A 24,241-nucleotide genomic window follows, 5' to 3' on the forward strand; every position below is an offset into this window, starting at 1 on the left:
AAGTACAACATCACTAACAAATGGCGTACTTCAAAATTGCAAGCTTATTAAGAGAGAAAAGAATGCGCTTAAATCACATTGCACTTGCTTTAGTTGTTTCAGGGGCGGCGGTTGCAACCACAGCTAATGCAGCTCGTGACACGATCCAAATTGCTGGTTCTTCAACTGTACTTCCATATGCAAGTATCGTGGCAGAAGAATTTGGTCATACATTCCCACAATACAAAGCACCTGTTGTAGGTTCTGGCGGTAGTTCTGCTGGTCTAAAACAGTTCTGTTCAGGTGTGGGCGATAACACTATCGATATCGCAAACGCTTCTCGTAAAATTAAAGATACTGAAATCGCAGCATGTAAAAAAGCAGGCGTGAATAAAATCCAAGAAATCAAAATTGGTTATGACGGTATCGTATTTGCATCAAATTCAAGCAAAGCGGCGTATAAATTACGTCCACAACACGTATTTGCAGCATTAGCAGCTGAATTGCCATCAAATGGTAAATTGGTTCCAAACCCGTATACACGTTGGAATCAAATTGACAAATCACTTCCGAATGAAGCGATTACTTTAGTGATCCCTGCATCTAACCACGGTACACGTGAAGTGTTCCAAGAGAAAATGGTTGAAGCAGGTTGTGAAAGTTACGATTACTTCAAAAAGTTAGACAAAGATGCTCAGAAAAAAGCATGTTCATCTTTCCGTAAAGACGGTAAAGTGATTGAAATTGCTGGTGATTATACTGAGACACTTGCACGTTTAAAATCATCTCCAAACGCAGTAGGTGTTTTCGGTCTAGGTTTCTATGATCAAAACCGTGACAAATTACGTGTTGCAACTGTAAATAATGTAACACCTTCTGAACAAACGATTCTGAATGGTACTTACCCAGTATCTCGTCCTTTATACTTTTATGTTAAAGGCGAACATTTACAATCAATCAAAGGTTTAAAAGAATATACTGAATACTTCTTGAACAAAAAAGTATCGGGTAAAGGTTCTAAATTAGACAAAGCAGGTTTAATCTCAATGTCTGATTCTGAGCGTGCAAAAGTTCTTGCAACATTTAAAGCTGGTAAATAATTAATCAGTCATAATCGAAGCTGATGGTGGGCGACTACCATCGGCTTTCATTGCTAAGCAGAGTTTTTTCAAATCATGAAGATTGAAAAAACGGTGGAGAATACATGAATCTGCTACTTATTGGCGTGTTATTAGCTTTAATTGCTATCGCATATCAAATCGGGCTACGAAAAAGCCGAAGCCTAGCAGGTAAGGGAAATAACACTGCAATCTTACATTCGCGTCCAGGCTATTATGGTTCATTGGTTGCATTATGGTGTGGCATTCCTGCTTTTTTAATCTTGATCATTTGGAATTTGGTTGAACCAAGTATCCTGCAACATTTAATTTTACAGAATGTTCCTGTCAATATTGCTTCTTCACTTGATGAAGCTGGGGTAGATGTACTGGTTGATCGTATTCAAGCGATTGCTTCAGGCTTTGGGGTAACAGATACGCCAGCGGCTTATGAAGTTGCAGCAGCAGAACAACTTGCTAAATTTGAAAGAATTGGTTCTTTTGCTAAATTCGCAGTGGTGATTTGTGTTGCGATGCTAGGATTGGTTTGGGCAAAGAAAAGAATTAGCCAACAATTCCGTGCACGTAATGAAGTAGAAAAAACAATTAATGTTGTTTTGATTCTCTGTTCTGGTGTTGCCATCCTCACCACTGTCGGCATTGTGATGTCAATGTTCAGTGAAGCAATGCATTTCTTCAAATTTGTAAGTCCAATTGACTTCTTCTTTGGAACAGAATGGAATCCGGGTTTTAGCACTTCTGGAAATGCAGAAGGAAGCTACGGACTATTACCATTGCTATGGGGTACGCTCATGGTGAGTGGTATCGCATTATTGGTTGCCGTACCGTTGGGTTTAATGATTGCAATCTATCTTGCAGAATATGCTTCTCCACGTTTCCGTTCTTGGGCAAAACCAACTATTGAGGTTTTAGCGGGTATTCCAACAATTGTATATGGCGTTTTTGCCATCATGGTGATTGGCCCAGTCTTTAAAATGTTGGGAAATGCTGTTGGTATCGATGTCAATGCAACCAGTGCTTTAACCGCAGGTTTTGCAATGGGGATTATGATTATTCCATTCGTATCTTCATTATCGGATGACATTATCACACAAGTCCCACGTGCTTTACGTGATGGCTCATTAGGTCTAGGTGCAACTAAATCAGAGACAATCCGTCAAGTTGTACTCCCAGCAGCATTGCCAGGGATCACAGGGGCATTCTTGCTCGCTGTTTCTCGTGCAGTCGGTGAAACCATGATCGTGGTACTGGCAGCAGGGAACAGTCCTTTATTACATATCAATCCACTTGAAGCTGTTTCAACTGTGACTGTAACGATTGTGAAGCAATTAACAGGTGATACAGATTTCGCAAGTCCACAAGCATTGGTGGCATTTGCATTAGGTCTAACCTTATTTGTCATTACATTGTGTTTAAACATTGTTGCACTTTACATCGTGCGTAAATATCGTGAGCAATACGAATGAGTACTTCAAATACATCTCCTGTGGATCAAAATGTATTTGATCCTCAAGCTGCCGCAGAGCTTCGTGAAAAGCGTAAAGCTAAAATTGCAAGTTCATTGTCAAAGCGTCATCGTAAAGAAAAAACCTTCCGTATTTTTGGTTTTACTTCAGTCGTCATTGGTTTAGCTTTCGTAGCGATCTTATTCGGAAGTATTTTGTACAAAGGGCTTCCTGCATTTTGGCAAGCCAGTATGACTGTGCCTGTATATTTCGATCCAACAGTGATTGATGCAGGACCAAAACCGACTCAGAAAGTTGGTGAATCACCTGCGGTCTATCAAGAGCGCTATGTGGATTGGCAAACCAAAATGGGTATGGTGGATTGGGATGCATTAATTGTGAATGGTTTGATTGCAAAAGATCCTTCACTTGCAAGCCAACGTGATGAATTAAGCAATTTGTACACCAGTTCAGAAGCGTATCGTATTCGAGATATGGTGTTTAAAGACCCTGCTTTAATTGGTAAGAAAATCGAATTGAATTTTCTTGCAGATGCCAATATTGATGTATGGTTGGCAGGTAATATTGATCGTTCTTTACCTGATGATCAGCAACAATTAAGCCCAGAGATTCGTAAACTTTCTGATGATTTAGCAACTAAAGGTGTAATCGAACGTACGTTCAACACTCAATTGTTTACTAATCCAGACTCACGCAGTTCACCAGCAACAGCAGGTTTGGCGGGTGCATTCATGGGTTCATTGTTCATGATGCTCATCGTGATTGTGATCTCTATTCCGCTAGGTGTTGCGAGTGCAATTTATTTAGAAGAGTTTGCGCCTAAAAACTTTATTACGGACATTATCGAAGTCAATATCAACAACCTTGCAGCAGTACCATCGATCGTATTTGGTTTATTGGGTGCTGCAATCTTTATTGGTTGGATGCATTTACCCATTTCAGCACCTTTGGTAGGCGGTTTGGTACTGAGCTTGATGACACTACCTACTGTGATCATTACTACTCGCGCTTCGCTTAAAGCTGTACCACCATCGATTCGCCAAGCAGCATTAGGTATTGGTGCATCACGCTTACAAACTGTTTTCCACCACGTATTGCCATTGGCTTTACCGGGGATCATGACAGGTGCGATTATCGGTGTTGCACATGCATTGGGTGAAACTGCACCATTATTATTGATTGGTATGAGTGCATTCGTTGCGAATATTCCAGTATCTCCATTAGATCAATCTACAGCATTACCTGTTCAAGTTTACTTATGGCAAGGCAATGAGTTGCGTAACTTCTTTGAAGGGCGTACAGCAGCAGCCATCATTGTTCTATTGGCATTGATGGTTGGCTTAAATAGTTTTGCGATTTGGTTACGTAAGAAATTTGAAGTTCGCTGGTAAAAAAGGGCAGAATATATGAATACTGTAGACATTAAAAATTCCTTAGAACAGGATAGAATCGTGAATTCAGAACAATCTCAATCAGCGTTGAATGAAACAGAACAAAAGCGTCAAGCGACGTCATTTGTTTCTCAGTTTGAATCTAGTAGCACGCCAAAAAAAGAAAAAAACACGACCGTTAAAATCAGTGCTGAAGATGTACATGTGTATTATGGTGAATCTGAAGCGATTAAAGGTATTGATCTTCAAGTGTTTGAAAATGAAGTGATCGCATTTATTGGACCTTCAGGTTGTGGTAAATCAACATTCTTGCGTACTTTAAACCGTATGAATGACACCATTGATACTTGTCGTGTAACGGGTAAAGTTCGTTTAGATAATCAGGATATTTACGATCCAAATTTAGATGTGGTTTTACTACGTGCGCAAGTAGGTATGGTTTTCCAAAAACCAAATCCATTCCCAAAATCGATTTTTGATAATGTAGCTTATGGCCCTAAACTTCATGGTTTAGCACGCGATAAGTATGACTTAGAAGAAATTGTTGAAAATAGTCTACGCAAAGCGGGTTTATGGGACGAAGTAAAAGATCGCCTCAACCAACCGGGTACAGGTCTTTCAGGCGGTCAGCAGCAGCGTCTTTGTATTGCACGTACCATTGCAGTAAGCCCAGATGTGATCTTGATGGATGAGCCGTGTTCTGCACTAGATCCAATTGCAACAGCAAAAATTGAAGAATTAATTTCAGAACTTTCTACACAATATACAATTGCGATTGTAACGCATTCAATGCAACAGGCTGCACGTGTATCTGATCGTACTGCGTATTTCCATTTAGGTGATTTGATTGAAGTCAATGCAACAGAAAAAGTATTTACTCAACCTGATCATCAGTTAACGGAAGCTTATATCACTGGTCGTTTTGGTTGATTCTAAATTTTGTAGTGAGAGTTAAAAAAACAGAGTGATATCACTCTGTTTTTTGTTATGCTCTAAAATTAAATATAAGTATTAAGCACAGGAAATGGATATAAGTAGTGAGTTAAGAAAGCAATCAAAAGTTGCACATAAAGATCAAAAAAAATTATATCAAGTGATTTTTGGGACGGAATATATTGCCGAATATCTTGCTATTTTATTCGTTGTAATGAGTATTGTTCTTGCGATATTCATACCACATGAAGGGTTATTTTGGACTTCACAAAGTGAGGGAATGAATAATTTTCATCGTTGGTTATATGATCTATTTGTGTTGATTTCTTCTAGTATGGGAATAGTTTTATATTTTTTTCTGAAAAGAAAAATGATTCAAATTCCTGTCCGTCAGCAGTGGAAATTATATATTCAAGCTCAAGCGAACTTTAAAAATTTTAGAATTCAAAATGCGATACAACAAGGGAAAAAACCATTTTTGGTGAGTCGTAATTCTGAAATTGTAGCAATCAGTATAATTATTATAATATTGATCATGAATTATATATTTTTAACACCAAGTGATTCATCACGACGGGGAAATTTTTGGATTCAAACATGGTGGCCGATTAATGCTTTTATCATTGGTGCATTTTATTATTCGCTCTTTTGGCTTTATATCCGATTACTTGCTGTTAAAGATATAGATAAGCAATACCGATTAATGGAAAAGAAGGAAAAGTTGATACAAAATAAAAACAACAATCACTATTGAATTTTCACTTAATAGACCGCATCTTTATTGAAAAGCACTCCTTGAGAATATAAATTCTATGTTATTTCATTTACCTAAAGTACCTGCAGAGATCCATATTGGTCATTTAAATGCACGTATTAATGAACAAAGAAAAAGAATTGCACAAACGACATCTTCAAAATTAGAGCTGTTGCAATTGACTCAACAATTTTCTAAAGAGGCTCGTGCGAGAAAAAAGAACAATCAAAAAATCTATGTTTTAGATTTTAAAGGTGATGTTCAGGCGTCTGCTGTTGAAAATTTACGTGAAGAAATTACCCTAATTTTAGCCACAGCAAAAGCTGGTCGTGACCGTGTTGTAGTTCGCCTAGAAAGCCCAGGTGGTATGGTACATGGTTATGGTCTTGCTGCTGCACAATTGGTACGTTTACGTGATGCAGGATTTAACCTGACGATTTGTGTGGATAAAGTCGCTGCAAGCGGTGGTTATATGATGGCTTGTATTGCGAGTGAAATCATTTCGGCTCCATTTGCTGTGGTTGGCTCAATTGGTGTGGTTGCTCAAGTTCCTAATTTTAATCGTTTATTGAAAGAACATCATGTCGATTTTGAACTCTACACAGCAGGTCAATTCAAACGCACCGTGACCATGTTTGGTGAAAATACACCAGAAGGTAAGGCTAAGTTTGAAGAAGAATTGCAACAAACTCATCAATTATTCAAACACTTTGTGGAAAAGTATCGCCCACAATTAAATGTTGAAAATGTTGCAACAGGTGAGCATTGGTATGGTGAGGATGCACGTAGTTTGAATTTGGTGGATAAATTACAAACTTCAGATGAATACTTACTTGGCTTATTGCCAAACCATGATGTGTATGTGATTCAAACACGCCGTAAACCAACTTTAGGTGAAAAATTAGGATTACAAGCAGCGCAAATGGCAGATGCTTTGATTCCTTCCCTGATGAATAAATTGGTGAATGAAGTGACTAAGTTGAATTCATCATTACCGATGTTTAAAGACAATAAGTTTTAATTCCTCTCGATGAATGATGCATACAAAGAGCAATCAATGTAAGTTGGTTGCTCTTTTTTATTGGTGGAATCGGGCTATTAGCCCAATAAGCATAAAAAAATGACCTCATGCGATCATGAAAAAATTTTCAAAAATGATTAGCATGATGTGTAAAGAAATTTGAACAACAACAATCGCAATAAGGAATGCCTTGATGTTAGCTTATGATGCAGATTTAGAACTCTTTCGTGATAATTTTAAACGTTTTATGAATGAGCACATTGCTCCTCATTATGAGCAATGGGAAAAAGAAGGGCTTATGCCACGTTCAGTTTGGACGATTCTTGGTGAAAATGGTTATTTATGTGTAGATGTACCTGAAGAATACGGTGGTTACGGCGTACCTACTGAATATTCTTTGATGTTGGTTGAAGAATCTGCACGTGCAGGTTATGGCGCATTATCAACCGCTATTTCATGCCACTCTGAAATTGCAGCGCCGTATATTCTGCATATTGCAAATGAAGAACAAAAGCAATATTGGCTACCGAAAATGGTTACTGGTGAAGTGGTTGGTGCGATCGGTATGACTGAGCCGGGTGCTGGTTCTGACCTTCAAGCGATGCGTACTTCAGCGATTTTGAATGGCGATCATTATGTTTTAAATGGTTCAAAAACCTTTATTTCCAATGGTCAGCATGCAGATTTAGTGGTTCTCGCTTGTAAAACTGATCCGCAAGCGCGTGCGAAAGGTGTGTCTTTGCTTTTGGTGGATACACATTTGGAAGGGTTTAAGAAGGGTACGAATTTAGACAAGATCGGTCTTCATTCTCAAGATACTTCTGAATTGTTCTTTGACAATGTTAAAGTTCCGGCAAATCAACTTTTAGGTAATGCTGGAAATGGCTTTGCTTATTTGATGCAAGAATTGCCACGTGAGCGTACTGCAATTGCAGCAACGGCTTTGGGTGCAATTCGTGGTGCAATTGACGTTGCAACAGTCTATGTCAAAGAGCGCCAAGCTTTTGGTCAAGCGATTGGTAATTTCCAAAATACTCGCTTTGTTTTAGCGCAAGCAAAGATTGATGAGTTGGCAACAGCTGCCTTCTATAATCAAAATTTAGCGTTATATAAAGAAAATAAATTGGATGTCGAAACGGCTGCGGCTTTGAAAAGCTTTAGTACAGACATGCAAATGAAAGTTGCAGATAACTTACTTCAGTTGTTTGGTGGTTATGGTTATATGACTGAATATCCTATTTCACGTTTCTTTGTCGATGCGCGTATTCAGCGTATTTATGGCGGAACGAATGAAATTATGAAAGAGATCGTGGCGCGTGGAATAATCGGTCGATAATCCGTATTTCTTTGAATATATGGAAGCTATGAGCAAATAGCTTCCATGATTGAGGAATAAAATAAATTGAATCAAGAAACAGAAAAATTACAACAATACCAAAAGCTTATTCAAGCAAGAAATCGGTTTACAATCGGCTTCGCCTCTTTACCTGTCTTCGTTTGTCTGTGTTATTACATTTTAAAAATATTTATTCCAATACAAGGTTTAGTTTTTGTTTTAACAATGATTGTCGGTATATTTGGATATATCTTTGTTATGTTTGGTTTTTTAATGAAAGATATTTGCCCTTGGTGTAAGCAGCACTTCTTTTTTCAATCTAACAGTTCTAACAGCCGTTTAATGAAAATACACAGTTTTGATTTATTTTTTCGAAAACATTGTGGTCATTGTAATGAACCAAAACAGGATTAATAAAAGTAAATTTAGCTAAATTTTAAGCACGTAATACATTCAAACATTCATTAATAAAAATCGGTAATTCATGTGTTGAACGTGAGGAAATATATAAGTTATTGTCATTTACAACTTCACGATCAAAAATGACTGCACCTGCTTCTTTTAACTCTTGCACCATTGCTTCGATCGAAATCAAACGACGTCCAATCGCAATTTGCGCATCAATCAATAGATTGGGGCTATAACAACACAAGAAAATTGGTTTCTGTGCATTGGCAAAATTTTGTAAAAAATGAATAAAACGTGGGTCTTGTTTGAGGAGAAATGGAGAGTTTCCCCCAGGAATCATTAATGCATCAAAGTCTTGCACGGAAATTTCATCTATACCTAAATCAATACTGACAGATGATTTTCGTTGTTTACTATAAACAATATTTCCAGCTAATTTTTCAATGTTTCTTACAGAATGACTGGCAGCACGAAAGGCTTCAACAGGATGATGATATTCTGTATCTTCAAAATCATGGGTAATCAAAACAGCGATTCTTTTATTCATATTCTATTTCTCGAATTGCGCTTAACTCATTCATCATAAATGGAAATCTACATAACTCTATAGCTAGTTTGTAAATAATTTATGTGAAAAATAATGATGAAGTTGGCTATTATTTAATCAATTTTGAAGTGGTATTTAGATTCTCATCAATCAATTATTTCCAGATTGATGAACTGTGTATTGTTGCTAAGATAAAAGCAGTTTTGCTCAACAAATTTAATCGAACTATTGTTATACTGTTGAAGGTCTTAAACTTAGACTTTTCGTAATTCTCGACTTTAAAGGGCGTATAACAATGATCAACGATGATCAAAACACGACTTCTCTCGATCTTGCTCAAATCCGTGAAGATATTGATTCTGTAGATCAACAAATTCAACAATTGATTAACCGCCGTGCCAAACTGGCAGAAGCAGTTGCAAAAGCAAAATTTGCCGCAGAAGAGAATCCGCTGTTTTATCGTCCTGAACGTGAAGCGCAAGTATTACGCAAGGTGATGGAACGTAATGAAGGGCCATTGTCTGATCAAACCATGGCACGCTTATTCCGTGAAATCATGTCTGCATGTTTGGCACTTGAAGCGCCACAAAGTATTGCATTCCTTGGGCCAGTCGGAACTTATACCCATTCAGCAGTTTTAAAGCATTTCGGTCAGGACGCTGTAGTTCGTCCATTGCCGACCATTGATGAAGTGTTCCGTGAAGTTGAAGCGGGTAGTGCACATTATGGTTTAGTCCCTGTAGAAAACTCCTCTGAAGGTGTGGTCAACCATACTTTAGATTGTTTTAAATCATCTTCTTTAAATGTGATTGGTGAAGTTGAATTGCGTATTCATCATCAATTCCTTGTATCTTCAAATACCCGAAAAGACAGTATTAAGCAGATTTATGCACACCAACAAACTTTGGCACAGTGTCGTAAATGGTTAGATGCAAATTATCCGGGTGTCGAACAAGTCGCATTAAGTTCAAATGCGGAAGCAGCTCGTCGTATTCGCAATGAATGGCATTCAGCAGCCATCGCATCTGATGTTGCGGCAAGCATTTATGATTTAGAAATTTTGCATGGCAATATTGAAGATAATCCTGAAAATACCACACGTTTTCTCGTGATTGGACGTGAAAAAATTCCTCAAAGTGGCAATGATAAAACCTCATTGTTAATTTCTGCACATGATCGTGCAGGGGCATTGTTGGAAATCCTTGCACCATTTGCAAAACACAATATCAGTTTAACCAGTATTGAAACGCGTCCTGCATTACCTGAAAAATGGGCTTATGTATTCTTCATCGATTTAGAAGGTCATGTAGAACAGGAAAATGTAAAAGCGGCGATTGAAGATATTCGTCCTTTGGTTAAAGAAGTACGTGTATTGGGTTCTTATCCTGCTGCTGTGCTTTAATGAAGTTGTGAAATAGGTGTTATAAGAATCGTCATGTCACAACTATTATTTAAAAAAGTTGCTTTTATTGGGCTTGGGTTGATCGGCTCAAGTCTTGCTCGTGTGATTGTTGCTGAACAGCTTGCAGAGAAAGTTGTTGCGTCTACACGCTCACAGAAAACTTTAGAAGATGCCAAAAATTTAGGAATCATCTCGGAAGGATTCAGCAATCCAATAGACGCAGTTAAAGATGCAGATTTAATCGTATTGGCGTTACCTGTACGTGCGACACAGAAAATTCTTGAAGTTATTCAACCTTATATCGCTGAAAATGCCATTATTACTGATGTGGGTAGTACCAAGGGTAATGTGGTTGAAGCTGCAAAAGCTGTTTATGGTGAACATTTACCTGCGGGTTTCGTTCCGGGGCACCCGATTGCAGGCGCAGAACATACAGGTGTACATGCGGGTAAAGTTGATTTATTTGTCAATCATAAGGTGATTTTGACACCATTACCGAGCAGTGCAGACTGGGCGGTAGAAAAGTTAATTCAGTTATGGCAAGCAGCCAAAGCTGAAGTGATTTGTATGGATGTAGATAAGCATGATGAAGTGCTTGCACATACCAGTCATTTACCGCATTTGATGGCATTTAATTTGGTTGAACAACTTGCAAACCGTGAAGATAATTTAGATATTTTCCGTTATGCAGCAGGTGGTTTTCGTGACTTCTCTCGTATTGCAGCCAGTGATCCGCAGATGTGGCACGATATCTTTTTTGCCAATAAAAAAGCGATTCTAAATGCAGTTGACGGCTTTGAAGAACAACTTGCAACATTACGCCAATTGATTAAAGATGAAGATTCACATGCATTGATGGGTTTGCTCGGTCATGCACAAGCAGCACGACAGCATTTCAATCATATGCTCGCCAATAAACCATTGATGGAGAAAAATAAGGTGACACAACAATTTACCATTTTGCCGGGTGATAAGACATTTAAAGGTAAATTTACCGTGCCGGGTGACAAGTCTGTGTCACACCGTTCCATCATGTTTGGTGCGATTGCAGAAGGTACTACGCATGTGACTGGTTTCCTTGAAGGGGAAGATGCACTTGCAACACTACAAGCTTTCCGTGATATGGGCGTTAGTATTGAAGGCCCTAAGAATGGTGAAGTCACGATTCACGGTGTTGGAATCAATGGTTTAAAAGCACCGAAGACAGCCTTGTATATGGGTAATTCTGGGACTTCTATGCGTCTGCTTTCAGGCATGTTGTCTGCGCAACAGTTTGATTCTGTAATGACAGGTGATGCATCATTGTCAAAGCGTCCAATGGAACGTATTGCTAAGCCATTACGTGAAATGGGTGCACAGATTCAAACCACAGGTGAACGTGGTACACCACCCGTATCTATTACAGGTGCGCAAGCTTTAAAAGGTATTCATTACGATTTACCAATGGCTTCTGCACAAGTGAAGTCAGGAATCTTATTGGCAGGTTTATGGGCAGAGGGAGAAACCTCGGTGACTGAACCTGAACCAACGCGTGATCATACAGAACGTATGTTACGTGCATTTGGCTATGATGTGAAAACTGAAGGTAATCGTATTTCACTACAAGGTGGTGGAAAGTTAGTGGGTACAGAAATTCAAGTACCTTCTGATATTTCATCAGCAGCGTTCTTTATGGTGGGTGCGGCGATTACGGAAGGTTCTGATGTAACACTTGAAGCTGTAGGGATTAACCCAACTCGTACTGGTGTGATCGAAATTCTCAAACAAATGGGTGCTGACTTAACTGTTGAAAATGAACGTATTGCAGGCGGTGAACCAATTGCAGATATTCGTATTCGTGGTACACGTACATTGAAGGGTATTCATATGCCTGAAGATCAAGTGCCTTTAGCGATTGATGAATTTCCATCACTTTTTATTGCTGCGGCATGTGCTGAAGGTCAGACGGTGTTAACGGGCGCTGCTGAATTACGTGTTAAAGAGTCTGATCGTATTCAAGTCATGGCAGATGGTTTAAAAACCATGGGTATTGACTGCACGCCAACGGATGATGGCATTATCATTGAAGGTAAAGGTCAATCTGGTGATTGGTCTGCGATTTTCACTGGTGGTGAAATTGAATCACACCATGACCATCGTATTGCAATGAGTTTCTCAATGGCAGGTTTGCGTACCTCTGGCGAAATTAAAATCATCGGTACGGAAACAGTTGCAACCAGTTTTCCTACATTCACCGAGTTGGCGAATCAGGCAGGCTTAGCTATTCAAGTCACTGAATAAGTGATTTATTGATTTTGAATGAGATGCTTGTTCATTTCTTTTAACTTTAAATATAGAAATGCAGTAATCGATAAAAAGATCAGAAAATCATCTGATCGTTGTATATTTGTCCAACAACAGCCAAGCAAATGCTTGGCTGTTTTGTTTTAATTGCTTATTCTAAAACAAGAGAACTATAAAGCCTTTTGGATGAAGCGATGAGAACATTACAATTTACTGCCAACTGTGAAAACCATGTGAAAAATACTGCGCATGGTGCAAATGCATGTTATGTCACTCAGGAATATGTGACAGACTTGTTGGCGAAGCAACTTTCTCAATATGGTTTTAAAGCTGAAATGACTCATTCTGAAGAAAAATTGGCAGTGAGCGTAGAAAATCATCCGATTGGTTTAGGCGTGAATTGTCATTTAAATGATGATGGTTTATTAACGTGTATTATTTCAGCGCATGCAGATGAAGAACAAGTTTGGTTCAAAAAAATTGAAACACAAAGCATGATTAAGCAGTTGGCAAATGCAGTCGAAAATACTTTAAAAGAGGATGATGCATTTAGTGGCTTTGAGTGGAAAGGGTGAATTACAAGTTGACCATGAATACTGATACAGGCAAGTATTCATGATCATGCGTACTCATTTAACTTAAGCATTTTGTTTGGGTTATTACAGATTTAGAATGGTCTTTCACATAGTTGCAGAGTTGTTCAGCTTCTTGATTGGAAAGTCCCCAAAAGGCAATTACACCTCGCTCGTTTGGATCATTTTTATTGGATATATGTAAATATTGTGATCCAGAATATTCTTGATTTAACATGCTGATATATTTAGTGTCTGTGAAGCTACTACAAGATAAATTGGACAAAATTTCACAGTCTAAAGTACAACTATTTTTAAAATCTCTAATCAAGCCACTGCTGCTACTGGATTGGATGGTTTTCTCGCATTGCTCAATATTTGCAAATGCGTAAACAAGTTTTAAAGTATAGCCATCTGCTTGTAAATCTAAGTTGAGGTAAGCAGGTGTGTTTGTAACCTGCGTCGTAGGGGTTTGGCTAATCTGTTGATTGGCATTGTTATTTTCATTTAGAGTATGGTTTGTTTTGAATATTCCAATTAACCCAATTATGAATAGTCCACCCAACCACTTTAAAACTTTACTCATATTTTTCTCAAGTACATGATTATTTTTATAATGCTCAATATAAATCAAAAAATTTGTGAAATAAATATTAAATGATTGAATTTAAATGAATTTTTATAATATTTTTAGGCGTTTGATTCGTTATTTATATTTTGGGAAAATGTTGAGTGATTTTTTATCGAATCAGAATTTAGATGACAGTTATATACAAAAGAATTAACTGTCATCACTTCGGTATTCTTTTAAATAAGAAGGTATTATTCCACACGCAACCAAGTCTGATTACGACCAATTGCAGAAATGCCTAAATAGCCACGTAAAAATAATTTTTTGCCATTTGAGCTGACTTTACCCTTTAAGCGATAAATTTTCCCTGAAACAGGGTCAATAATTTTGCCATCGGTATAATTGACTTGATCTGTAGTTTTTAATCCTGAAATGACTTGCATACCAATGATTGGTTTATTGGTATAAGGTGCAGGGCAGTTGGTACAAAACTCTTTTGGTGTATAACCCGGACGAGGTGTTGATTTGAGTGCTGTACCCGCATAAGTTCCGTTACTTTGTTTTTCAATCTTGACCAGTCCTTTCGCTTCACCTGTTTTGTCATCGATATAACGCCAAGTTCCTGAAATATCATCAGCAAAAGCAGCAGAACTTAACAACGCAGCGACGATGGTCATTGAAAAAGTTTTCATAAAATCCCTTTGATATAATAGTTTTAGTTAACATAAGCTATAATTAGCTAATATATTGATTATACAACTCATTATGAGTCTTAATATTTACATCTTACGCCAAAATACAGCGTATTTTTTAGCAAAGTGAAATGTACTTTGTGAGAAATATTTAGGTGAATTTACGGCATTATGTCGATTATGTTTATTTTTAAAACAAAAGTGAGTATCAAATTTTGACACTCACTTTGCAAATTTGATTATTAGCTTCAAAAACAATTTTACAATTTAAAAACTTTTGAATCATTTCGGCTTGAGTTTTTGTATGCTCACTGATCACTTGAGCAGTGAATTCACCACCTTGACCTAAAGCTAAAGGTAATAAAAGTTGATCTGCTAAATATTCATCCACTACAGCATCTATGTTCAAATAGGATTGAACATCTTTTGCTAAATCATGTGCCACTTTTTCGGCACTTTTCTTCATTTCACCTAATGCTGAAAATACTTGCTGATGATGTTCATAATTTAAGACAACAAAAGCTGTATTCCCTTGGCTAATTCCTTGAAAGTTCAGTCTTTTACGCTGTGTTAAGCTTAATTTATTATTTAACACTTCAAGCTCACGATCTGCAATATTGGGTTGAATATTTAAAGCTGCTGCAAAAGCATTGATTTCAAGTAATTTGCCTTTATTCAAAACTGAAAATTTCTGCTTTTCTACCCAAGGGTGGATTATTGCATTAATCTGACCTGCACCAATTGGAAAGAAGCCCGCACGTTCACATTGAAAATCGACCTGAATACCTAATTTTTGAATCGTTGGGAGAAAGCAATGTTCAATAAAATCAGCAGTTGGTGCCATAGGATTATGTGTACCGCCGTGTATGGTGATTTGACTGGCTTCATTTTGCATCATTAAAACAGGCAGTAGGGTTTGTAGTACCAGTATTGTGCTACCCGCAGACCCAATTTGAAAATCATACTTTCCAGTTTGTACTTGTTGAGGTTGAAAATATAATTTTTGAGAATGCAATTCTGCGCCCTGAACAATTGCATTGCTTATCCGTTGAGATGCTTGTACACACACTAAATGCTGACGCATTAAGCCCGGTTTTTTACGTCCTGCACGAATATTCACAAGTTCAAAAGGAATCCCTGTCAGCATTGAAAGGGAAAGGGCGGTTCGCAAGATTTGTCCGCCACCTTCGCCTTGTGAGCCATCAATTTGGATGGTTTTATTTTTAAATAATGTGTTCATCTTCTTCTATCAATTTTATAAACAGAACATACTGTCAGGACATGGTGATGCTCAGTGAGTGGTAACTCTGCTCTCACAAAGGTTTTCATTGTGCAAGGTGATGGGTTGATTTGTGCCTATTTTGGTTAAGCTAACCCACTCGCTTTGCAAGCCACTACACATTATTTTCAATCCAGTGTTGTGGAGATAGTGGATCTTGCACTCGCCCAGTATGTTCAAACTGGATTATAAGTCGGAACTTATAAATTCTTTAAACTTCAAGTAAATCGATTTGCCAATTTGTAGCTTGAATTAACACATTTAAGTCACGTAATTTGGCACTAATATCATCGGCTTGTTTTTGCAATGATGATACAGGAATGACTTTGCGCCATTTAATCTCACGTGAGCTATAACGATCAGGTTCACGATGCGTATTGCTAATAGCGGAGATTAAGATTTTATGTCGTTCTACAAGCTCATCGCGTTGAGTCAATAAAGCCAATAATGAACGACCATCTGTAAGTTTCGCCAACGCATTGGTTTGATGAATGGCATACACCAATTTTTGAGATTCCTGAGTTAATGCAAAAACTTGTTTCAATAACTCGTTTGGATCTTCCGATGGTTCATCACCTTCTTGTACCAATACGTTCGCATTGATACGTTGTTTTAATGAAGCGAGTTTTTTCTGTTGATCGCTTCGTAATAATAATGCTTCTGCGAGTTTCATTTTATTATCCTTATAAATTAAATAATTAGTGAATATTTAACACAATGATTTGATATAGAGCCTGTTGAGGTAATGTATCGATTGGAATGGATTCAGCAAACTCTATAACTTCTTCTAAAGTTTGTTCTTCATGCCAAGTGGTCATGAGGGTATAATCATCGTCATCAGGCAATTCGTAATTACAGAATTCTAAATAACTATAATCTAGTGCATCATCCCAAATTGAACACTCATGCCCCCAAGCCAATGCCCAATAACATTGCTCAGATTTCACAATCCAATCACTACATTTATTTCGCCAATCATTACTCACATTGTTGTTATGTATAGCGATTACAACAATGTAAGGTTGTTGTGGTAATGCATGATGGATTGCTTGATTAGCCAAAAGATTGTAATGACTGATCTTAATTTGTTTAGAGCGATCCATTGGTTTTACTCACATTCAGTGGGGACTTGGGAAAGACAAAAAGCTTTATGATATATAAGTCCTTTTTCAATCCATACATCATATGAAAAAGAGTGAATATTTCGTTGTAAGGTCATAAGCTCATTTCTCCAAATACGCACATCCCCATGCTTTATATGTTTAGACTCATCCAAATATCTTTGTAAAAGTAATCTTTTTTCAAACAGATCATTTAAATGTTTAAACTGATAAGCGACCATAAAGTAAAGTAAATATTTAAAAAAATTCTGTTTGTTACATTTATGGTCTATAGCTAGTTCTAAAAAAAGTAATATTTCATCTTTCCATATCAGGTATAAATCCCATTCAGGAGCAGGTAAATTCTCATCAGAAAATGCCCACGTCCGAATCTCAGTTATGCTTGGATTGGAAGTGATGGTCACCATGTTATTACCCCTTCACACAAACAACTTGATTCAATGTATAAACCACTTCCACCAAATCACTTTGCGCTTTCATCACATCTTCAATCGGTTTATAAGCTGAAGGAATCTCATCAATTACCGCTGCATCTTTACGACATTCCACACCTTGGGTCTGTTCAATCTGATCTTCTACAGTAAACAACCTTTTGGCAGCAGTACGGCTATGTACACGACCCGCACCATGTGAACATGAACAGAAAGATTCCTGATTTCCTTTACCTTTGACAATAAAAGACTTTGCCCCCATAGAACCCGGAATGATTCCATACTCACCCAAGCGGGCACGTACAGCACCTTTACGAGTAACCATGACTTCTTGCCCGAAGTGTTCTTCTTTATCCACATAATTATGATGACAATTCACAGCTTCAACTTTGGCATTAAAAGGTTTATTGATGATAATGCGTAAAGCCTGAACCGCAGCTTCCATCATTAACTCACGGTTTTTCATAGCAAAACGTTGCGCCCAACCCACCGCAAACCAATAATCATCAAAATGTTCAGTACCCTCAACCAAATAAGCTAAATCTTTATCAGGTAGGTTAATAAAATGCTTTTGCATATCTTTACGAGCAAGCTCAATAAAGTGGTTACCAATCGCATTCCCAACACCACGAGAACCTGAATGCAACATGATCCACACTTGCTGATGCTCATCTAAGCAGATTTCAACAAAGTGATTTCCAGTTCCTAACGTACCTAACTGTTTATGGTTATTGGTATTTTTTAAACGAGGGTGCTTGGCACAAATATATTCAAAATCTGTGACCAATTCAGCCCAAACCTGATCGACACGCTCAGATGTATTTTCCCATGAACCACGGTCACGACGACCACGACCTTTCGTCATCCCATGTGGAATTAAACGTTCAAGCTCAGTACGTAATGCATGTAGATTATCAGGTAGATCAGATGCAGTTAAAGATGTACGTGCCGCCATCATTCCACACCCAATATCTACACCAACAGCAGCAGGAATAATAGCACCTTTGGTTGGAATCACACTTCCAATGGTTGCGCCGATACCGACATGGACATCAGGCATAACGGCCATCCATTTATAAATAAACGGCATTTGTGCTGTTTTTAATAGCTGATCTTTCGACTTCTCATCAACAGGGACGCCTTTTGTCCACATTTTTATAGGAACACCTTTAGCATCCTGAATAACGTTATAAGTACGTTCTTGATTTTGTGAAGAACTTGCTTGTTTTTCAATTTGTTCTGCTACTGACATTGTCATTGCTTTTATCCTTTTCAAAACCTGCCTGCCAAGCGGTTGCAGACAGGTGATATAGCTATACATCTTATGATGCATGTATTGTATATTGCGAAGAGTGTGCCAAGTTTTTAATTTTGGAATAAATAATTTTTAAAATATTGATATTTATTAATATATTTAAATTTAAATAAAATGGGGTTATATTTATTTATAAATTTTATATAAATAAATATATGAAAATATCTAAATATATATTTAAATATTAAAACCCGTGCTAAGAACACGGGTTTTAAAAAGTGATTAAGCGCGAAGAAATTTATTCATCGATCCATATCGGTTTTTTATCTATTTTTCTAGATAATGTTCCTCAATATGGATGTTCAGCCTTAGTGCAAGGGGATCATCCTCCAATATTTGGCTATGACCCATCAAAAGTTTCTTTTCTGTCTTTTTACGATTTTTACTGGGTGGTTTTTCATGATAATTTTGGCATTTTTTATACCAATGATTGGTTTGCAGATAGTATTTTTTGATTCTTAATTGCTCTAGGGCAAGATCGATATTGTCGTTTTGAACAATAACTTGTATAGACATGATTTGCGTTTTAAAGACTGACACCTGTCTATGGTTTTGAGTTGAAGTGTTAAATTAGCAAAAGTGATGAAAAGATACAAGAATATTGTCTATAGCTAAAATGATTCATCAGATGATCATGCAATATTGGATTAACACAAAGACTAAATTTAAATGTTTTATGATAAAAATCCCGATATGATGGATATGAAAATATAATTTTTTATAGAAAGTATGCAAAATACCAAAAAAACAGTCGTTATAGGTTTTGTGGGTTCAACCTTAGATCAAGGCAAAAAGCCTGAGCGTTGGCAACGTTGGCGTCCGACCATGAGCTTACTCATGCATGAAGACCTCATTGTTGACGAATTGGTATTATTGCATGATCGCCGTAATACAGGTTTAGTTGAGCATTTACAACGAGATGCTTTGCAGCTTTCTCCACAAACGCAGGTGACAGGTCACAAGGTGAATATTCGAGATCCGTGGGATTTTTCGGATATGTATGGTGCATTATATGACTTCGTAAAGTCATATCCCTTTGATGTTGAAAATAATCATTATCTATTGCATATCACCACTGGAACACATGTTGCGCAAATTTGTTGGTATTTACTGATAGATGCACATTATCTTCCTGCAAAACTGATTCAAAGCTCACCAACAGGTAAACAACAGCCTGAAGGTGAATATCGGATTATCGATCTAGATTTATCTCGTTATGCAGCTTTAACACAGCGTTTTGAGCATGAGCAGTCTGAAAATTGGTTACAGCTTAAAGCCAATATTGCGACAAAAAATAAAAGCTTTAATCAACTCATTCAAGAGGTTGAATTGGTCGCAACACGTTCAAGTGCGCCAATTCTAATCATGGGGGCGACAGGTGTTGGCAAGTCACATTTAGCTAAGCAGATTTATCAACTTAAAAAAGAAAAGTTCCATTTATCAGGACGTTTCATCGATGTGAACTGCGCTACTTTAATCGGTGATAGTGCCATGTCGACATTATTTGGACACAGCAAAGGTGCTTTTACAGGCGCTATAGCAGCACGGACAGGTTATTTAAAAAGTGCTGATCAAGGGATTTTATTTCTTGATGAAATTGGTGAATTGGGACTTGATGAGCAAGCGATGTTGCTAAAAGCACTGGAAGATAAATCTTTTTTCCCAGTGGGTAGTGACAAGGAAATTCAGGCTGATTTTCAACTGATTGCAGGAACCAATAAAGATTTACGTGAAGAAGTTCAGGCAGGGCGCTTCCGTGAGGATTTGTGGGCACGACTCAATATGTGGACATTCTTTTTACCAAGTTTAAAAAACCGTTTAGAGGATATTGCGCCCAATATAGAATTTGAATTACAACGTTTTGCCAATCAACATCAACGTCAATTGCGTTTTCATAGTGATGCCTTGCAGAAATATTTAAAATTCGCACAGTCTTACGAAGCGACCTGGCAAGGTAATTTTCGTGATTTAACGGCAAGTGTTACTCGAATGGCGACCTTGGCAAATGGTGAAAGAATTGGATTAAATGAAGTGAATGCTGAAATTAACAGATTACAAAAAATTTGGAATATTGAGCAGCAGACATCTACAAGCTTATTTTCAAATCTCGGTCAAATACTAAGTGCGTCACAGATTGCTCAAATTGATGAGTTTGATCGTATTCAACTGGAAGGTGTGATTGAAATTTGTCAAAAATCTAAGTCGATGGCAGATGCAGGACGGCGTTTATTTTCAGTTTCTCGTGAGCAACGACAAAGTACCAATGACAGTGATCGGGTTAAAAAATATTTGGCTAAGTTTGGTCTGAGCTGGGATGATGTTTGTAGGAGATTTTAATTTTCATTTAGATTTACCCCTCACATTTAGAATAGACTTTGAATTGAACATTGTTTAATTTCTTGAAGTTTTACTTTTTCCTTATCTGTTAAAGTGATTTTGAAGTCTTCACGGATTTTTTTATAGGCGCTCCAATTAAAACCTGTTTTTATTGGGGCAGAATTATTGTCTAAATCATTTTGTTGATAAGCATTTTGTTTTTCAATAATAAAGTTATGCGCTGCTTCAACACCGAGTGCAAATAGCGCAGCTTTTTTATTATCATCCATGTTGAAATCAAGCCAATGAAATTTGTATTCATTTGATTCTGCTGTATTAATATAGGTAATTAAATGTTGATAATCTTCGTTTTGATGCAGAAAACTATAGTCAGCTGTATGTCTGGCTGAATCAAATAAAGCACTTAAATAGTGAGAAATACTGTCTACATCTTTAGCTTGTTGACGATCCACATCTAATTTGGCACCAAATGTAGGACATAAAGGGATAAATTCACGTTGATGGAAAACATCAATTGGGAAATTAGAAACAATTCCACCATCAACAAGATAAGCTGTTTTCGGCGCTTTACCCTTAAACCCTGTAAGTTTTTCCCAACATCGCTCTCTACCGATTGGAATATTTGGAATAATGCACGGTTTAAAGAATAAAGGAATGGACATAGAAGCACGTACATAATGAAGTGGATGCGTTTTGAGTGGATTATCCCAATATAACGTTGCCATTCTAGGAAATATGATTTTACTTTCCGTCGTCACATCAGTTGCTATAATTGCCAATTCATTTTGTTTGAAATCTTGTTCTAGTCTTTTTTTATCCTGCTCTAGTGTTTTTCGATCACTATTTTCACGAATTTTAAGCAGATTTTCTTTATTCTTTAATTTATTCAATAAACTCAGTGTATTAACATCTCTACCAATATTGTCTTCTAACCATTGTTTAAATGCCTCTCCTGAATTAATCCCTAACTGTGTTTTACTAAACTTTCCAATCAAACCTAAACCAATAATTTTAGGCAACATGGCAACCCAAAAATTATCTTGTTGTTGAATATTTTTAACCAATGCTTTGGCGAGTAGTCCACCATCGACAAATTCCGAGATCCGCATGGCACCTAAAGTTTTTAATAGACTTATACTTTTGGTTTCATGCGATTGCCCTAATGCAGCTAACAACATTGCATTGATTGCACCAGCGGATGTACCTGCAATATTCAGAAAACGAATACCTGCTTGCTCTAAGGCATAGGTATAACCGACCAGTGCAATGCCGAGTACGCCACCGCCTTCAAGGACTAAATCGACATATTGATGACCTTCGTTATCGACTAAATCTGAAATGGGGTGTTGTTGAATTCGTTGTCGAATCTCAGAGATATAATCCGAAATTGTTTTATTTTTTTTGGGAACTTGTAGTCATGTATTTTAGAGATGAGTGTCATTGTAGCACCTCGCATTTATTATTTTTAAGTTTAATTAAACTATAGTGTTCATAGGTTAAGTTTAATTGATATTATTTTGGTTGGTGTCGATTAAATCGTAACAATTTTTTATTTATGATCAGTGACTTCATTTAAGAGTCTAAGTCATAAAAGTAAGATGATGTAAGTGTCTAATTTATTATAGTATTTTATAGGCGCATTCATAGAAGAACTAAGTAGTCGTTAGTTCTTCTATGAAGTATCTTATGAAAAATTAAGATACTAGCAGAAAACGAGAAATCGCAATTCTTAATTGCTTTAAATAACCCGTAAAGAAGTGATTAGCACCTGGTAACACCGTAATTAAATGGCGTTGCGGTTTTGCCCATTCCAACAAATCACTTAATTTAGTGGTTGGATCAGCTTCACCATGCACAAACAAAATATCACCTTTGATTGACGGTGTTTCGTAGTGACGAATTCCATCAACAGTTGCAGTAGGCAAACCACACAAAATCACTTGTTTCGGTTTAATTTCATCAGGTAAGGCATGATAAGCCTTCGCCATCACATGCGCACCAAAACTAAAGCCACCTACATAAAAAGGTAGACCTTTGTGTAATTGTCTTACATGTTTAATGACATCTAAAATATCGTCAGTTTCGCCAAAGCCTTCATCGTGAATACCTTCACATTGGCCTGAACCACGAAAACTTGGACGATAAACAACACAACCTTGTTCAGTAAGAATCTGTGCAAGTAGTGCTGGAACTTTATGTTGAGGTGTCCCACCTTGCAGTGGATGAGGGTGACAAACGACAGCAAATCCTTTTACTTCGCCCAGAGGATAGTCAACAAAAATTTCGATTTTGCCGACCGAACCTTGAATGAACAGTTGTTCGGACATAATTTAAACGATAGATAGCAGGGAAGTGCTATAGTTTACCGATTATGTTCACAGAAAACACGAATTGGCATTAAAATATTCCGACTGATATAGTTTGATTAATTATTTTTTGATCAGGAAGCCCATGCTCGCCCTAATTTCCCCTGCTAAGACGCTCGATTATGAAACTACACTTCCGACTGATGAGCACACTTTACCAAGACTGCTCGATCAATCTCAACAGCTTATCGACCTAAGTCGTAAACTTTCTGCTTCTGAAATCGCCAGTTTAATGAAGGTAAGTGAAAAAATTGCTCAGTTAAATGTCGAACGTTTTCGTGACTGGAATTCGGACTTCGATTTCTCGAATGCAAGACAAGCTATTTTTGCATTTAAAGGCGATGTTTATACAGGCTTAGATGCATACCATTTGTCAGCAGAGGATTTGCAATTTGCGCAAAAACATTTGCGAAGCTTATCTGGTTTATATGGTTTGTTGCGACCTTTAGATTTGATGATGCCTTATCGTTTGGAAATGGGTATTAAACTTGCCAATGCACGTGGGCATAATTTGTATGAATTTTGGGAAGATCGTATTACCCATTTGATCAATCAAGATTTAGAACAATCAGGTTCAAAAGTATTAGTGAATATTGCTTCTGATGAATATTATAAATCAGTGAAAGAGTCCAAAATTCAAGCTGAAATTATTAAACCTGTATTTTTAGACCAAAAGAATGGTCAATATAAAGTCATTAGTTTTTATGCCAAGAAAGCACGTGGTTTGATGGCTCGTTATATTATTCAAAATCAATTGGATAGATTGGAAGACTTAAAATCATTTAATACCGATGGCTATTATTTTGATGCTGAGAGTTCACTGAAAGGTGAGTTGGTATTTAAGCGTGATGAAAAGGCTGCTTAAAATCTAGGACCCACACCAATTTAAACATTGGCGTGGGTTTTGATTTTTTTATTC

At 37.2% G+C, this 24,241-nt stretch carries 24 protein-coding genes; 13 read left to right on the forward strand and 11 right to left on the reverse strand.

Going from position 1 to position 24,241, the window contains the following annotated elements:
- The first annotated feature begins 62 nt into the window (after positions 1-62).
- The 8 genes from GGG_RS0106730 to GGG_RS19555 all read left to right on the forward strand — a co-directional run bounded on the left by GGG_RS0106730 (position 63) and on the right by GGG_RS19555 (position 8,412).
- Complete coding sequence (locus GGG_RS0106730) at positions 63-1,079, forward strand: substrate-binding domain-containing protein (protein ID WP_010113300.1); 1,017 nt, start codon at positions 63-65, stop codon at positions 1,077-1,079.
- 104 nt (positions 1,080-1,183) lie between these two features.
- Positions 1,184-2,563: a phosphate ABC transporter permease subunit PstC gene (pstC, locus tag GGG_RS0106735; protein ID WP_010113302.1), complete on the forward strand. Its 1,380-nt coding sequence runs from the start codon at positions 1,184-1,186 to the stop codon at positions 2,561-2,563.
- Positions 2,560-3,954 carry a phosphate ABC transporter permease PstA gene (gene pstA, locus GGG_RS0106740; protein WP_010113304.1) on the forward strand — a complete coding sequence of 465 codons (1,395 nt, stop codon included), beginning with the start codon at positions 2,560-2,562 and terminating at the stop codon, positions 3,952-3,954. Before pstC ends, pstA begins: the two co-directional genes overlap by 4 nt.
- Positions 3,955-3,969: 15 nt before the next feature.
- Complete coding sequence (gene pstB, locus GGG_RS0106745; protein ID WP_010113306.1) at positions 3,970-4,884, forward strand: phosphate ABC transporter ATP-binding protein PstB; 915 nt, start codon at positions 3,970-3,972, stop codon at positions 4,882-4,884.
- A gap of 94 nt (positions 4,885-4,978) precedes the next feature.
- The gene (locus GGG_RS0106750) at positions 4,979-5,641 is read left to right on the forward strand and encodes a hypothetical protein (protein WP_010113308.1); all 663 of its coding nucleotides are present in this window, start codon (positions 4,979-4,981) and stop codon (positions 5,639-5,641) included.
- 58 nt (positions 5,642-5,699) lie between these two features.
- A complete protein-coding gene (sohB, locus tag GGG_RS0106755) occupies positions 5,700-6,662 on the forward strand; it encodes a protease SohB (RefSeq protein ID WP_010113309.1) in 963 nt (320 codons plus the stop codon).
- 193 nt (positions 6,663-6,855) lie between these two features.
- Positions 6,856-7,998 carry an acyl-CoA dehydrogenase family protein gene (locus GGG_RS0106760; RefSeq protein WP_010113311.1) on the forward strand — a complete coding sequence of 381 codons (1,143 nt, stop codon included), beginning with the start codon at positions 6,856-6,858 and terminating at the stop codon, positions 7,996-7,998.
- A gap of 66 nt (positions 7,999-8,064) precedes the next feature.
- A complete protein-coding gene (locus GGG_RS19555) occupies positions 8,065-8,412 on the forward strand; it encodes a hypothetical protein (protein ID WP_010113313.1) in 348 nt (115 codons plus the stop codon).
- 22 nt (positions 8,413-8,434) lie between these two features.
- On the opposite strand, the gene GGG_RS0106770 is transcribed toward GGG_RS19555, so the two are convergent.
- Positions 8,435-8,953: a DJ-1/PfpI family protein gene (locus tag GGG_RS0106770; protein WP_010113315.1), complete on the reverse strand. Its 519-nt coding sequence runs from the start codon at positions 8,951-8,953 to the stop codon at positions 8,435-8,437.
- 295 nt (positions 8,954-9,248) lie between these two features.
- On the opposite strand from GGG_RS0106770, the gene pheA reads away from it, so the two are divergent.
- The 3 genes from pheA (at position 9,249) to GGG_RS0106785 (ending at position 13,213) form a co-directional block, all read left to right on the forward strand.
- A complete protein-coding gene (pheA, locus tag GGG_RS0106775) occupies positions 9,249-10,355 on the forward strand; it encodes a prephenate dehydratase (RefSeq protein WP_010113317.1) in 1,107 nt (368 codons plus the stop codon).
- Positions 10,356-10,388: 33 nt separating this feature from the next.
- Entirely contained in the window at positions 10,389-12,635 is a 2,247-nt protein-coding gene (locus GGG_RS0106780; RefSeq protein ID WP_010113318.1) for a bifunctional prephenate dehydrogenase/3-phosphoshikimate 1-carboxyvinyltransferase, read from the forward strand.
- Positions 12,636-12,832: 197 nt separating this feature from the next.
- A complete protein-coding gene (locus GGG_RS0106785) occupies positions 12,833-13,213 on the forward strand; it encodes a hypothetical protein (RefSeq protein WP_010113319.1) in 381 nt (126 codons plus the stop codon).
- 58 nt (positions 13,214-13,271) lie between these two features.
- Here GGG_RS0106785 and GGG_RS0106790 read toward each other — a convergent pair whose 3' ends face one another.
- The 8 genes from GGG_RS0106790 to GGG_RS0106825 all read right to left on the reverse strand — a co-directional run bounded on the left by GGG_RS0106790 (position 13,272) and on the right by GGG_RS0106825 (position 19,135).
- On the reverse strand, positions 13,272-13,796 hold the full coding sequence (locus tag GGG_RS0106790) for a hypothetical protein (RefSeq protein WP_010113320.1): 525 nt from the start codon (positions 13,794-13,796) through the stop codon (positions 13,272-13,274).
- Between the two features lie 236 nt (positions 13,797-14,032).
- Positions 14,033-14,473, reverse strand: a complete 441-nt coding sequence (locus tag GGG_RS0106795; RefSeq protein ID WP_010113321.1) for a DUF2147 domain-containing protein — start codon at positions 14,471-14,473, stop codon at positions 14,033-14,035.
- Positions 14,474-14,681: 208 nt separating this feature from the next.
- Positions 14,682-15,713: an RNA 3'-terminal phosphate cyclase gene (gene rtcA / locus GGG_RS0106800; RefSeq protein ID WP_010113322.1), complete on the reverse strand. Its 1,032-nt coding sequence runs from the start codon at positions 15,711-15,713 to the stop codon at positions 14,682-14,684.
- Positions 15,714-15,963: 250 nt separating this feature from the next.
- Positions 15,964-16,425 (reverse strand): DIP1984 family protein, encoded by a 462-nt coding sequence (locus GGG_RS0106805; protein WP_010113323.1) that lies wholly within the window; start codon positions 16,423-16,425, stop codon positions 15,964-15,966.
- A gap of 25 nt (positions 16,426-16,450) precedes the next feature.
- Positions 16,451-16,855: a hypothetical protein gene (locus GGG_RS0106810; RefSeq protein WP_010113324.1), complete on the reverse strand. Its 405-nt coding sequence runs from the start codon at positions 16,853-16,855 to the stop codon at positions 16,451-16,453.
- 5 nt (positions 16,856-16,860) lie between these two features.
- Complete coding sequence (locus GGG_RS0106815; RefSeq protein ID WP_010113325.1) at positions 16,861-17,280, reverse strand: hypothetical protein; 420 nt, start codon at positions 17,278-17,280, stop codon at positions 16,861-16,863.
- A 4-nt stretch (positions 17,281-17,284) separates the two neighbouring features.
- Positions 17,285-18,556, reverse strand: coding sequence for an RtcB family protein (locus GGG_RS0106820; protein ID WP_029574485.1), 1,272 nt, complete (start codon positions 18,554-18,556; stop codon positions 17,285-17,287).
- 330 nt (positions 18,557-18,886) lie between these two features.
- A complete protein-coding gene (locus GGG_RS0106825) occupies positions 18,887-19,135 on the reverse strand; it encodes a hypothetical protein (protein ID WP_010113329.1) in 249 nt (82 codons plus the stop codon).
- A 213-nt stretch (positions 19,136-19,348) separates the two neighbouring features.
- Here GGG_RS0106825 and rtcR point away from each other — a divergent pair, with 213 nt between their 5' ends.
- Positions 19,349-20,956, forward strand: coding sequence for an RNA repair transcriptional activator RtcR (gene rtcR / locus GGG_RS0106830; RefSeq protein ID WP_010113330.1), 1,608 nt, complete (start codon positions 19,349-19,351; stop codon positions 20,954-20,956).
- Positions 20,957-20,982: 26 nt separating this feature from the next.
- Here rtcR and GGG_RS19560 read toward each other — a convergent pair whose 3' ends face one another.
- Positions 20,983-22,344: a patatin-like phospholipase family protein gene (locus GGG_RS19560; RefSeq protein ID WP_050809028.1), complete on the reverse strand. Its 1,362-nt coding sequence runs from the start codon at positions 22,342-22,344 to the stop codon at positions 20,983-20,985.
- 306 nt (positions 22,345-22,650) lie between these two features.
- Positions 22,651-23,283 carry an alpha/beta hydrolase gene (locus tag GGG_RS0106840; protein ID WP_010113333.1) on the reverse strand — a complete coding sequence of 211 codons (633 nt, stop codon included), beginning with the start codon at positions 23,281-23,283 and terminating at the stop codon, positions 22,651-22,653.
- Positions 23,284-23,407: 124 nt separating this feature from the next.
- Here GGG_RS0106840 and yaaA point away from each other — a divergent pair, with 124 nt between their 5' ends.
- Entirely contained in the window at positions 23,408-24,187 is a 780-nt protein-coding gene (gene yaaA, locus GGG_RS0106845) for a peroxide stress protein YaaA (protein ID WP_010113334.1), read from the forward strand.
- Positions 24,188-24,241 lie beyond the last annotated feature (54 nt).

Source organism: Acinetobacter sp. P8-3-8, assembly GCF_000214135.1.
GTDB lineage: Bacteria > Pseudomonadota > Gammaproteobacteria > Pseudomonadales > Moraxellaceae > Acinetobacter.